10 protein-coding genes are annotated in these 13,246 nt (G+C 61.1%); 7 read left to right on the top strand and 3 right to left on the bottom strand.

Going from position 1 to position 13,246, the window contains the following annotated elements; translation table 11 throughout:
- Window positions 1–36 precede the first annotated feature (36 nt).
- Genes BSG19_RS21015 through BSG19_RS21005 form a run of 3 tightly spaced genes read left to right on the top strand, consistent with a single transcriptional unit; the run spans window position 37 to window position 4,257 of the window.
- Complete coding sequence (locus tag BSG19_RS21015; protein ID WP_244529361.1) at window positions 37–804, top strand: response regulator transcription factor; 768 nt, start codon at window positions 37–39, stop codon at window positions 802–804.
- Between the two features lie 46 nt (window positions 805–850).
- Window positions 851–3,007, top strand: a complete 2,157-nt coding sequence (locus BSG19_RS21010) for a GumC family protein (protein ID WP_092990112.1) — start codon at window positions 851–853, stop codon at window positions 3,005–3,007.
- Window positions 3,004–4,257: a polysaccharide biosynthesis/export family protein gene (locus BSG19_RS21005; RefSeq protein WP_244529360.1), complete on the top strand. Its 1,254-nt coding sequence runs from the start codon at window positions 3,004–3,006 to the stop codon at window positions 4,255–4,257. The genes BSG19_RS21010 and BSG19_RS21005 overlap by 4 nt, the downstream gene beginning before the upstream one ends.
- An 11-nt stretch (window positions 4,258–4,268) precedes the next feature.
- Here BSG19_RS21005 and BSG19_RS21000 read toward each other — a convergent pair whose 3' ends face one another.
- From BSG19_RS21000 to gmd, 3 genes are read right to left on the bottom strand one after another with little or no spacing between them, the layout of a single operon-like run.
- Window positions 4,269–6,689, bottom strand: coding sequence for a glycosyl hydrolase family 28-related protein (locus BSG19_RS21000; protein ID WP_092989986.1), 2,421 nt, complete (start codon window positions 6,687–6,689; stop codon window positions 4,269–4,271).
- Window positions 6,690–6,718: 29 nt separating this feature from the next.
- On the bottom strand, window positions 6,719–7,693 hold the full coding sequence (locus BSG19_RS20995; protein WP_092989985.1) for a GDP-L-fucose synthase family protein: 975 nt from the start codon (window positions 7,691–7,693) through the stop codon (window positions 6,719–6,721).
- A complete protein-coding gene (gene gmd / locus BSG19_RS20990) occupies window positions 7,677–8,747 on the bottom strand; it encodes a GDP-mannose 4,6-dehydratase (RefSeq protein WP_092989984.1) in 1,071 nt (356 codons plus the stop codon). Before gmd ends, BSG19_RS20995 begins: the two co-directional genes overlap by 17 nt.
- Window positions 8,748–9,074: 327 nt before the next feature.
- On the opposite strand from gmd, the gene lhgO reads away from it, so the two are divergent.
- The 4 genes from lhgO to BSG19_RS20970 all read left to right on the top strand — a co-directional run.
- Complete coding sequence (gene lhgO / locus BSG19_RS20985) at window positions 9,075–10,331, top strand: L-2-hydroxyglutarate oxidase (RefSeq protein WP_092989983.1); 1,257 nt, start codon at window positions 9,075–9,077, stop codon at window positions 10,329–10,331.
- A 225-nt stretch (window positions 10,332–10,556) separates the two neighbouring features.
- A complete protein-coding gene (locus tag BSG19_RS20980) occupies window positions 10,557–11,792 on the top strand; it encodes a hypothetical protein (RefSeq protein WP_244529359.1) in 1,236 nt (411 codons plus the stop codon).
- A gap of 54 nt (window positions 11,793–11,846) precedes the next feature.
- Entirely contained in the window at window positions 11,847–12,830 is a 984-nt protein-coding gene (locus BSG19_RS20975) for a hypothetical protein (RefSeq protein WP_092989981.1), read from the top strand.
- 230 nt (window positions 12,831–13,060) lie between these two features.
- Window positions 13,061–13,246: helix-turn-helix domain-containing protein (locus BSG19_RS20970; RefSeq protein ID WP_139274771.1), on the top strand; the 186-nt coding region annotated here is incomplete at its 3' end.

Below are 13,246 nucleotides of genomic sequence, written 5' to 3'. Positions count from 1 at the left end.
ATCTTTCCCGTCAGATGACTTGCGGAGTTCATTCCAATGAGTGTCGAGATCGCCCGTTCGCACATTACAATGCCTGCTATCAATTCGATGCAGTTCGATCCTTCTCTTCTCGCCCGTATTGACGACGGCGATCACGACGCCGCTCCGCAAACCGATGCCGGCTACGTCGCGCTGATCGACAAGCGGGTGCTGGAACGGGAATGCCTTTCCCATAGTCTGGAATATCACCGGATCGACCGAAAGGTACTGACCTTCTCCAGCCTTGGCGAATGGCGGGCGGCCAGCCGCACGGTCGGCGCGCCGTCGGCGGTGCTGTTCAATGCGGGCAATGCGGCCATCGCGCCGCAGCAGCTCGTGGCCGAGATCTCCGAGCTGGTCAATGCCATGTCCCCGGCCGCCGTGGTCATCCTGTCCGACAATCAGGACATCAACGTCATTCTGGACATCATCGCGCTCGGCGTCCGCGGCTATATCCCCAGCAGCGTCTCCATCGAGGTCTGCATTCAGGCCATCAGCCTTGCCATTGCCGGCGGGCGCTTCATCCCCGTCAGCAGCCTCCTCGGCGTTCGGGATCTGCTTGGTCTGTCGGAGCAGAAATCCCTGTCGGCGCTCGCATTCACGGATCGCCAGTCGGCCGTGGCCGAAGCCCTCCGGTGCGGCAAGGCGAACAAGGACATCGCGCATGAGCTGAACCTCTGCGAGAGCACGATCAAGGTTCACATCCGCAACATCATGAAGAAGCTCGGCGCGACCAACAGGACCGAGGTCGCCTGCAAGATCGGTTCCATGGCCACCCAGAGATGATGGCCAGCCGGAGATGTCCAGCAACACAGGTTTCGGCGGGAAGAGCATGATCAGGAAAACCGAGCAGACATCGACCGCGCAAGAGGGCCTGTCCCGTCTTGTCACACTTATCTGGCAGCACCGGGCCGTTTTTACGGCCTGCCTCCTCCTCAGCGCCTTGGTCGCGGCCATCGGCTTTGCGCGCGCGCCCAAACGCTATCATTCCGAGGCCGTGGTCGCCCTCGACGTCCGCAAGCTTCAGGCGCTTCCGAGCGAGTCCGTGATGTCTCCGCTTCCACAGGAAAGCCCGGTCCTGCGCACGGAAATCGATATCATCGGGTCCCGGTCGATGGCCGAGCGGGTCTATGCGAATCTGCGGCTCGGACCGTCCGCTATCGACACCGGCGGCAAGAACGACCGGATCGTGGCCGGCGGCAATCCGGACGTGTACAGGAAAGCAATCGACGAGATTCTGAACAATGTCCGCGTGATAAACGACGGCCGTTCCTACACGATCTATATTTCCTACACGGCAACGGATCCGGTTCTGGCCGCGACCATCGCCAATGGGTTTGCCGCAGCCTACATCGACTACCAGATCGACCTTCAGACAACGGCGACCCGACGCGTGAGCGAATGGCTGGGCGAACGTCTGGTCAGCCTCCAGAAGAAGCTGGAGCAATCCGAGCGCGGCGCCGCCGAATTCCGCGAGAAGGAAGGGCTGGTCAACACCGGCGGCACGAGCCTTCAGGCCCAGCAGCTGTCAGGCCTCAACACCGAACTGACGGCATTGCAGGCGCGCCTTGCAGGAACCAGGGCGCGGCTGGCCACGGCCACCGAGGTCCTGCGAACCGGGGAAGGTGTGGGTCTGGTCGAGGTTCTGTCCTCGCCCGCCATCCAGCTTCTGCGAGCCGAAGAGGCGCGCGTCATCCGCGTCATCGCCGACATCAACCAGAGCGGCGCCCGGATGAACCCCCAGCGCCCGCAGCTCGAATCCCAGCTCGCGTCCCTCAAGACGCAGATCGGCGAGGAAGTCTCGCAGATCGTTTCAAGCCTTCGCAACGAGATCGACATCAACCAGAAGCAGCAGCGCGAAGTCTACGCGAACCTTCAGGAGGTCCAGCGCGCCATGTCGGCGGCCAGCATTGCAACGGTCCATGCCGGTCAGCTGGAGCGCGAGGCCAACGCCAACCGCTCGATCTACGAGACCTATCTTGCCCGCTACAAGCAGATGATCGAACAGGACGGTATCGCCACCGCCGAGGCAAGGATCATCACACAAGCCATGCCTGGCACGAAGCCCACCAGCCCCGACCGGATGCTGTGGGCGCTCGGCGCGCTGCTGCTCGGCACGATATCGGGCGCGGGCGCAGCACTTCTGATGGGGGTCAACAGCAGGTCCGTCGGCTCCATCGGCACGCTCCAGCAGCAGACGGGCCTTGCCGTGATCGGGCGCGTGCCGCGCATGCGGACCGGCGAGATCAAGGCCGGACCCGGCATGTTCAGCGGATCGGCCGCCGACTTCCATTGCGCGGTCGCCGACATCCAGACGTCCATCCAGCTCAATCAGGCAAAGGCGAACGGCCGGAGCCAGGTCATCGCCTTCACGTCCTCCGTGGACGGCGAAGGTAAGACCTTCGTCGTCACCAACCTTGCGCGTTCGCTTGCGTCGAGCGGGCTGAACGTGCTGGTGATCGACGCCAACCTGCGGGACCCCTCCATCGGCGATGCCTTCGGCATCCAGAGCGCCTACCATCTGGCACGCGCCATGCAGGGCGCCACGCCGTTCGACGACGTCATTCACCACGATCCCTTGTCTCCGGTCGATGTGATCGTCTCCGAACGCCAGGCCACGCCGCCCGATTTCATTCTCGGGGCGGACAGCTTCGCGGCCCTGATCGCCGAGATGCGACATCGCTACGATCTGGTGCTGATCGATTGCCCCTCCGCCACCTATGAGCTGGACCTGATGCGGCTTGCCGGCATGGCGGATGCCGTGGCGTTCGTGGTCGACCGGGAGCGCGCGGACAGGAAGAACTTGGAAAATGCCGTCGCCCGGCTGCGCGCCAATGGCGAACAGGTGGTCGGAATGGTGGTGAACGGCGTTCGCCGGCGCAAGCGTGGACGGGACAAGACGGCAAGCTCCGTCATTGTCGACACGGCCGGCAGCCGCCAGCTGAAACCGTCACCACGTCCAACGGTATTGGCAGGGGAAGCGAGATGAACAGGCGTTCGGGTTTTATATCGATGTTGAAGATCGGCATTGCGCTCGGGGCAGCACTTCCGCACGGCACCGCCCTTGCGCAAGGCCCCTCCGCGCACCGCGTGGCCGCCGGCGACGTGCTGATGATCTGGGTCTATGGCGACACCGGTCTGACCGGCGTTTTCCCGGTCGGTGCGGAAGGCACGATCGGCTATCCCATCCTCGGCAGCGTCGATGTGGCCGACAAGACCACGGCCGAGATCGGCGACACCATCGGCACGGCGCTTGCGGTGCATGTGCCCAACCTTTCGGTTGCCGTTACCGTCAAGGAATATGCCCCTGTCTTCATCGTCGGAGAGATCCAGAAGCCCGGAAAATACGAGTTCCGGCCCGGAATGATCGCACTCGAGCTTTTTGCGCTCGGAGGCGGCCTTCGGGACGCCGCCACGCGGACGGATATGTCGGGCGTGCAACTCATCGCGGCGCAGCAGGAATACGAGGACATGGCGCTCCAGATGCTCGGGATGGAGATCAGGCAGGCGCGGCTGGAGGCGGAACTGAACGAAACGCCGTTCGATGCGAAGGCCGGCAGCGTTTCCGGCCGCGACCCGTCGTCCGTCCAGCAGATCGTCAATGCCGAAACCAGCATCTATAATCTTCGACTGGAGGCGCTGAAAAACGAGCAGGTCAATCTGGAGACCCAGCGACAGAACTATGCCGAAGAAATCGAGACGCTGACGAAGACCGGCGAGCTTCGAAACGAGCAGTTCGAACTGATCCGTCAGGATGTGGAGGCGGCGCAGGCGCTTGTGGCGAAAGGCGCGGCGACCCAGGCGGCCCTGCGTGAAAGAAAGCGCGACCTTCTGGCGATGAACCAGCAGCTTCTGGAGTTCGGCTCGTTTCTCGCGCGCGCCCGGCAGAACAGAAACGAGGTTGAGAGACGGCTTCAGGAGCTTTCCAGCAACCGCCACAACACCGCCGCAACCGAAATCCGCGACATCCGGCTGGACATGCTGCGCCTCCGGCAGAAAATGGCGTTCAGCGGCCAGACCATGGCCGAGATCGGACTCGCCGCCAAGCGTGTCAGCGCCATGGAGAATACCATCGATACCGAATATACCCTTGTTCGCATCGTCGATGGAGACTACCGCGAAAGCGTGATCGACGAGCACGAGACGTTGCAGTCCGGCGATGTCGTCCGCGTCAACCTCGTTCCCCGCCGTCCCGGCGAGCGCACCGCATCTTCACCCACACGTCAGGCGCTTCGCTAACGTTTTCGGCCCTATTTGCCGGGAATCAAGGAAGCTGGGCCGGTATTGCCGGTTTCGAAACCATCCCATGTCGAGCCGACGTTCACCCAGCTGTTGTCGGGATGCATCGTCACGAAACCACGGCTCCCGTCAGAGCGGGGGGTGCCTCGCTCGAACCTGTTGTGATAGAGCACGGTGTCGATCCGCTTGGGGCGGTGTCCGGGTGCCGCCTTGAACTGGCCGTCATGAGTCCACATCAGCTTGTAGCCGTCCACAAGGCCGAAGCGCACGTCGGAAAAGCTGTTCCGGTCGAAGACCGTGCCGGCAAAATCCGATCCGTCGTGATCCCAGGTTTCGTATTCGATCCCGATATAGGCGATCCGCTCGAACCGGTTCTTGCGATAGACATTGCCGAGCCCGCCCCAGACACCCGCCACGCCGTCGGCGGCAAACGTCGTGCCGACATAGAGGCCGCTGTTGCTGTCCACCACGAGGTTATTGGAATATTGCAGAAAATAGGGACTGAGGCCGAGAGTAGAATCCAGTGCGACCGTCATCATGCCGTGGCGCATGCGGGAGATGCGGTTGCTGTCCACCACCACATCGTAGACGCTGCCATAGAGAAGCACGCCTGTCGTATCCGAATCGTGAGCGCTGTAGCTCGCGCGGCCCTCGAAGCTGTTGTCATAGATGGCGGCGCGCGAGGCGATGGCCGCAAGGGCAAACCGGCTCGTTGCGTCCGGCATCACGGTCCACGGTTTTTCGAGGCGCACCGTCGATCCGGACCCTGAAACGATGTGCCGATGCTGGCCGGCGCCACGGCCACCGACGATCACCAGATCCCGGCCGCCGGGAACCTCTTCCGGCATGTCGGCGAGAGACCGGAACGTGATCTCCGCGCCGGATGCGCCGACGAGGTCAGTTGTCATCAACCGGCTGCCATATATCTCGAAGCAGATCTGTTCGCCCTTGTTGCAATCGACCTTCTCGCAATCCCGCGGCCCGGCATTGCGCGAGACGTTTCCGCCCCAATAGAGGTTTCGCATGCTGCCGCGATGGGTCTGGGCAACAAAGAAGCGGCCGATACCGTGTCCGTCCTCCCGGCTTTCATCCGCATTCGTCAGCGTGTTTCCGGTCATGGAAAAATCGTGCCCGCCCCACAGAGCAACGACGGACTCGCCGTCGCCCGTCATTCTGAAGCGGTTATCGGACAGGAACACCTGCCGACTGTTTCCGTAGAACGATCCGTCTTCGATCAGTTCCGATGACTGGATCACAAGGCCGTCCGCATCCTGCGCATCGAGTGCGGCGGCACCCCAGGCATCAAGCCGGACATGATCCAGCCGGATATTGCGCGCCGAGCCGAGGACGAGAAGCGGGCTCCGTCCAATCCTGCCATCCGCATTGAAGGTGAGATGCCGGAACTGCGCATCGCGTCCGGTGCTCGCAATCATCGCCGTTGCAAGCGGGGTCCGAAGCCGGATCTCCGTCCTGTCCATTCCCGCGCCGAGCCATGTCACGTCGTCGGGTGCGACCAGCGTCTCCGAAACGAGATAGGTGCCGGCCGCAAAGGATAATGTCGCGGGTGCCGCGGCCCCGGCTGCCTGCAAGGCGCGCATGATCGCGCCCGTATCGTCCGTCACACCGTCTGCCGTCGCCCCGAAGCGCGCGACATCCACGACCGTCTCCTCCTGCATCGCCCAGCGCGAGCGTGCGACGACATCGAGCTTCAGCGGCCCGCTCCAGCCGAACCGGCCACCATGGCCGTTGTGCATCCAGATGTCGTATGTGCCCGCCGGCAGATCGGGAATATCCACATCGACCTTGAAGGGATTGACCGCAACGGGCTTCAGATAGAGGCCCGGCCCGCCGGCAGGTTTCAGGTAGACATGAGAAGCCTTGGTCCCGTTCGACGTGGCGAGGTTTCGGCCGTAGATCGAAATCCGTTCACCCGGCGCTCCTTTTTCAGGCCCGACCCACCACGCTTCCGTCCGGTTAATGGCAAGCGGCGCGCCCTGCGCGCCTTCACGCCTGGGCCAGAGCAGATACATCGACCATGCCGCCAGCTCCTCCGGCAGCGCGAGGGTGGCCGCTGTCGCATTGGCCGCCAGAGGCGCGACCGTTACGGTCACGCCATCGCCTGCACGCGGCGCCTGCGAAAACACCTCGAACGTCGTCCCACCATGGAGATCGACGCCGGTCATGGAAACGACCTCGCCACGGTCGGCGGTGCTGGACATCTCCGCTATGGCCGGCGCCGTCTTGTCCGCCGTCCGGAACGGAGGATCGAAACGATCCACCCCCTCCGGCAACGCCGGCTCGGGAACCGGCACCGGAAATCCGAACGAGGCCGGATCGACGCGGTTCTGCGCGAGCGCATGCCCGTCCCACGAGAGGGGAAGGGCAAGCAGACCGATGGATAGGAACAGACCTTTGCGACCGGGAAACCTCATCTCGTCCTTTCCTCAGGCTGCCTGCAGCCTTATTCCGCTGCGATCTGCGCCTCGCATTGCCAGCGGCGATAGAGATCCTCGATACCGCTTCGCAGGTCCGTCTTCGGCGCCCATCCCATTGCCGCAAGGCGAGAGCTGTCGAGCAGCTTTCGCGGCGCGCCATCCGGTTTTGCCGGATCGAACACTATATTTCCCTCGTAACCGACGATGTCTGCCACCAGATGCGCCAGATCGCGGATGGAAAGTTCGTGTCCCGATCCGATGTTGACGAGCGACACATCCGCATGCTTTTTCACCAGAAAGATGCAGGCATCGGCGAGATCGTCGGCATGCAGGAATTCCCGCAGAGGGGTGCCGCTGCCCCAGAGCGTGACGGCGGCAGCTCTCGTCGTCTTCGCCCGATGCATCCTGAGGATCATTCCGGGTATGACGTGGGAAAGCTCCGGGTCGAAATTGTCATTCTGCCCGTAGAGGTTCGTCGGCATGACGGAAATGGAATGGATGCCGTGCTGCCGGGCGTAGGCCTCAGCAAGTTTGAGCGCGGCGATCTTTGCGATGGCGTAGGGCTCGTTGGTCGGTTCCAGCGGACCCGTCAACAGGGCACGCTCGTCTATCGGCTGCGCCGCGTGCTTGGGGTAGATGCAGCTCGATCCCATCCAGAGCAGCCGCTCGGTACCGATCGTGGCGGCTGCCTTCATGATGTTCATCGCTATCATCGTGTTGATGTAGAGAAAATCGGCGGGGTAGGTGGCATTGGCCACGATCCCCCCGACTTTCGCCGCCGCGACAAGGATGACGTGGGGCCGGGCGTGGTCGATCCAGCGCTCGGTGTCGGACTGGCGGGTCAGGTCTACCTCGCGTCGGCTGACGGTCAGTATCTCGCAGTCTTCCCGCTCCAGCCGCCGCACCAGCGCCGATCCGACCATGCCCTTGTGGCCGGCCACCCAGACGCGTTTCCCCTTCAGGCAGAAGTCACCGTCGTATGTTTCAGGCAAAGATGTCATTGCGACCCTCCTCGCGGGTGATGAGGCGCATGTCCGACTGGACCATATCCGCAACCAGATCGTCAAACGACGTCGTGTGATGCCAGTTCAGTTCGCGGCGGGCCTTGGTCGGATCCCCCAGCAGAAACTCGACTTCCGTCGGGCGGAAGTAGCGCGGGTCGATCTCGATCAGCGCCCTTCCGCTTTTCTCATCGATCCCGACCTCGGCCAGCCCCTTGCCTTCCCAGGTAATCTTCCTGTCGACCGCGCCGAACGCGCGTTCGACGAATTCGCGCACCGTATGCGCTTCCCCGGTTGCCAGAACAAAATCGTCGGGCTTTTCCTGCTGAAGGATACGCCACATGCCATCGACGTAGTCGCGGGCATGTCCCCAGTCGCGCTTGACGTCGAGATTGCCGAGAAACAGCTTGTCCGCCAGGCCGTGTTCGATGGATGCAACGCCGCGGGTGATCTTGCGCGTGACGAAGGTCTCTCCGCGCAGGGGACTTTCATGGTTGAACAGGATGCCGTTGGAGGCGTGGAAACCGTAGGCCTCGCGGTAATTGACCGTCATCCAGTAGGCATAGAGCTTGGCGGCGGCGTAGGGGCTCCGGGGATAGAACGGGGTTTTTTCGTGCTGCGCCGTTTCGCCCATACCGCCGAACAGCTCGGACGTGGATGCCTGATAGAAGCGGCAGGTCTTTCCCAGACCGAGGATCCTGATAGCCTCGAGGATCCGCAGCGCGCCGAGCGCATCCGAGTTCGCCGTATATTCCGGGGTCTCGAAGCTGACCTGAACATGGCTCTGCGCGCCGAGATTGTAGATCTCGTCGGGGCAGACTTCCTGAATGACCCTGCACAGATTGGTTGCATCCGTCAGATCGCCGAAGTGGAGATGAAACCGCGTGTCCGGGCGGTGGGGATCGCCATAGAGATGATCGATCCGGCCGGTATTGAACGAGGAGGATCGCCGCTTCAGGCCATGGACGATATAGCCCTTGGATAACAGCAGTTCGCTGAGATAGGCGCCGTCCTGTCCCGTCACCCCTATGATCAATGCAATCTTGTCCGCCATATCGTGTCCTCGCGTCTTGACCCTTGGCCCGTCTGGAGAGCCCGGGACCCAGTATAGGGAGGCACGGACAGACGGCAGCTTGCCAAAAGTGAGAGGAGGCGACGCCGGAACTCCACCATAAGTCGTATATCCGCGATCCCACGGCATCTTTGCGCAGGGGAGCCGCTCGAAAAGGCAGCTGGAGGCGACATATCCGTAAGCGGTAACGCGCATCCTTCCGGGCGTTTCCCAACCAAAGCATGGGTGCTACCTTTTAAAAACCACGGAGACAGGCAGCCCGGCCCATGCCATTCAGAAACCCGTCGACGGGTTGGACGGGAGGACGATATGCTCGATATCATCATCATCGGTGGCGGGATCGTTGGAATAGCCACCGCCTTCAGGCTACAGGCGGCTTATCCGGGCATGGGTATTGCCGTGGTCGAAAAGGAAGACAGGCTGGCAGCGCACCAGACCGGGCGCAACAGCGGTGTCATCCATGCAGGCATCTACTACGCCCCCGGCAGCATGAAGGCCGAGTTCTCCCGCCGTGGCCTTACGGAGACAATTGCCTTCTGCAAGGCGCATGGCCTGCCGTTCGAGCAATGCGGAAAGCTGCTTGTCGCGACCTCGCCGGAAGAGATGACGCGGATGGACGCGCTGCATCGGCGCGCGGCCGAGAACGGCCTGCATCTTCCACGGCTCGATGCCACCGCGCTGCGCGAGAGGGAACCGAACATATCGGGCATCGGCGCGATCCTCAGCGCATCCACTGGCATCGCCGACTATACGGCAATCGTGCGAAAAATGGCCGAACTGTTCGTCGCCGGGGGCGGGACCATTCATACGTCCTCGCCTGTCGGCGATATCCAGGAAGAGGCAAGCTGCGTCAGCGTTTCCCTGATCGACGGGCGCACCCTCAAGGCCCGTCACCTCATCGTCTGCGGCGGATTGCAGGCCGACCGGCTGGCGGAAATGTGTGGCGTCGGCGGTGATTTTTCCATCGTTCCGTTCAAGGGCGAATATTACCGGCTGGCCGCGCGCCATGACGATGTCGTGAAGCATCTGATCTATCCGATCCCCGACCCGACCCTGCCGTTTCTCGGCATTCATCTGACGCGTATGATCGGTGGGTATGTGACCGTCGGCCCCAACGCCGTTCTGTCGATGGCGCGGGAAAAATACGGCAAGCTCGGCATGGACATCCGGGACATGAAGGCGATGGTCGCGTTTCCCGGCTTCTGGCGAACCTGCTTCGGCCATATGAGATCCGGGATAGACGAAACCGCCAATTCCGCATTCCGCTCACGCTATCTGAAGGCCTGCAGGAAATACCTGCCGACGCTGGAGCTGGAAGACCTGACGCCCCATCCCTCTGGCATCAGGGCGCAGGCTGTGATGCGCGATGGCAGCATGGTGCACGATTTCCTCATTCGCACGACCTCCCGGACGATCCACGTCTGCAACGCCCCGTCCCCCGCCGCAACCTCGGCAATTCCGATTGCCGATTACATCACCGCCCTTGCAGCAGAGACCTTTGCGCTGGCACCTCGGGGCCTCGGGCAAAATGCAGAAGAGATCGCGGACGTCGCCGGGCGCATTTGAGGTCGATCGGAGGGCCAGGCCTGCCGCCGGCTAGGGTGTGTTCGTAAAACCGGAGCGGTTGACTACCCCTTTCGGCTCAATTGGTCTTTTCCAGAAGCGACGTATTATTCGAGGAGGATAAGCTGCATCCGCAGCAACGCCGACTGCCGATCCCTACAGATCTCGTGACGGGCAGGCTCTCTTTATTGGCTCGGGCCAACGAGGTTGCTATCGATGAATGATTTGATGACGGGCCTTCTTTTCCTTGTCGTCTTCGCGCTCTTGGCGTGGGGCATGACGAAGGAAAGCCGCATCTACGAATTTCCATTCCAGATTGGAGCCGTGACGTTCGCCTTCATCCTTGTCCAGGTCCCAGGGCTTGCGCACGACTATTTCGTGCCCGACGCGGCGTTTATCAAAACCGTCGCCTTCATGATCCTCTGCCTTTCCATGTGCTGGCTGGGGTGGACGCGCAGTGCCAAACCGTTCGCACTGCTGGAATGGACGTTCAGCGAAACCCGGCTTCTCTTCGCCGCGATGTGTTTTTCCGTGATCGGCGCCTACTTCTACTTCGCGTTGAGCCGGCTGCCGAGCGAGTTGACCATCGCCGTCCAGATGACCGGCATTCCCGTTATCTTCGTCTTCTTCTCCCGTCTGCTCGTCTACGGCCTGGCCATTTCGGTCCTGTGTCTGGTGCGCCGCTTTTCCCTTGCCGCACTGGCTGTCGTGACGTTCGACGTCGCTTTCATCGCGGACCGGATCGTTCGCGGCGGGAGCCGGGCCGATACGGTCGAACTCTTCATGATATTCGCGCTGGCGTGGTGGTTCTATCGCGGTCGGGCCATACCGAGGTCGCTGGCCTTATGCGGGCTGGTTTTCGGTACGCTCCTGATGAACAGCGTCGGCGAGTACCGCGCCATCAGCAAAAGCGACAGCGGCCTGACATGGCAGGATATCACCGAGATCGATCTGGTCGGCAACACGTCGGCGGTCTTGTCGAGAGGAGGCGACGAATTCAGAAATGCCATCAATAGGGTCAGCTATACCAATGAGACGATGCAGTTCGACTATGGCTTATCCCACTGGAACAACATAATATTCTCGTTCGTCCCAGCACAGCTTCTCGGAACGAAATTCAAAGCCGATCTGATGATCCCGTTGCCGTCCGTTGCAAAAGACTACAATCCCATTCTCGGGACGACGGAGACAGGACTGGCCGACGCTTTCCAGTCCTTCTGGTACTTCGGGGCCATCAAGTTCTTCCTGCTGGCCTATATATTGCGGCGCATCTTCGCGTCGGCGGATTCCGGAGAATTCGCGGGTCAGTTCGTCTACGTCCTTTCCGTGGTTCCGGCGATGCACGCCATATCCCATAAAACGGACTGGATTCTGATGGTGTGGGTGCACATGGCGTTGTTCGCCGTTCCCATCCTCGCTTTCACCCTTCTTCCCTCGCGTCATCGATCCGCACTTCCGTCGTAGTAGCGACCGATCAATCAAGAACCTGTATTTACAGAGTCAATGTCAGGAGCAACCATGCCAGACCAGCACCTCCGTGATCTCAGATTGTTCACGGTTCTCTATATCGACGAAAAGGAGACCCAGCATTCCAGTATTGGAAGGGGAGTGCTGTCCTCCAGGGATGTCTACGTGAGATGCGCGTCGAACCTGCTGGCAAGCTGCCATCGGAATGGCGTTCAGGTCGAAATCCTGACCAACCAGCCGGAATATGTGAATGGGCAACTCAGACGCTCGGGTGCGCGAGAAATTGCCGTCGGCACGAGTTTCACGCGCGACGTGCCGAAAGGCATTCCTTTCTACGCCGCTCATTTCAAGCTCGACGCCATCCGTCAGCTCGGGAGCGGTGCGTTCGGGGATTTCGTCGGTCTGGTCGATAATGACGTGGTCATGCTCACACCGCCTCCGGTCGATTTCAGCACGTGGACGGACGATCGGCTTTTTGTATACGATATCTCCGAAACCGTTCTGGAAGAATATGGAGAAAAGCTGGTTTCTGCGGATCTGAAACGCGTCGCCGCTGCCGATCTGACATCCACGCAATGGTATGGGGGCGAGTTTATCGCCGGGTCGCGTTCGGCGTTTGGAATATTGTCCGAACGGCTCGAAGAGCTGTGGCCGGCATACAAGCAGCTAACCGGATCGCTGCATCACGTCGGCGATGAAATCATCGTGTCCGCAGCCATCGACCGACTGGTCGATGAGGGAAAAATTCTGGTGACGGACGTCGGCGATGAAAAACACCGCTGGATCAGCCGGTGGTTCTCGACGAGATCGCGCTTTCGCCAGAGGCCACTGTCCCACCACCTCGGCAGCGCCATGTTGCACCTTCCGGCCGACAAGAGGTTTATCGCAGTATCGGATGTCCGCCATTTCGAACCGGAGCCTTTCATTTCAACGTACAAGAAGCATGTGAAACGTAAACTTGCCCTCAGAAAACTCGTCAATCTGATCGGCATGTTGAAAGGCGACAAGGCGCGCCAGGTGCCAAGCCTTTCCTGATGTCGGAGCCGCGTCGGCTCGTTGTGAGGATCATCAGGCACCTTGCTCTGACGTTAGTTCCATAATTACGCTTATCTGATCTGGCGGGTGTAGCGGCTATTTAGTAATGCGACAGTCGGGCCAGTTAGAGATGCGACAGCCTCGCCTCTTGATGCACTGGTCAAAGCCAACGTCGGGAGCAAGGATGACGACTTCGAGCTTGGTCGAGACCATGAGCGGTTGGAGTCGTCATGTCCTGTTTGATCACCATGTCGCAGAAAGAATTGCATCGCCTCGAAGTCATTCAGAAGATCCGTGACGACCGCCTGAGCGTCGTCCAGGCTGCCGAGCAGCTTGATCTCAGTCGAAGTCAGGTCCATCGGCTTTTGCAGGCCTATGACCTTTATGGTGCAGCTGGTCTTGTTTCAAAGAAGCGA

This window comes from Rhizobium sp. NFR03 (genome assembly GCF_900111275.1).
Taxonomy (GTDB): domain Bacteria; phylum Pseudomonadota; class Alphaproteobacteria; order Rhizobiales; family Rhizobiaceae; genus Ferranicluibacter.
Note: the sequence above shows the minus strand (reverse complement) of the source record. Positions and strands in the feature narration are given on the sequence as shown.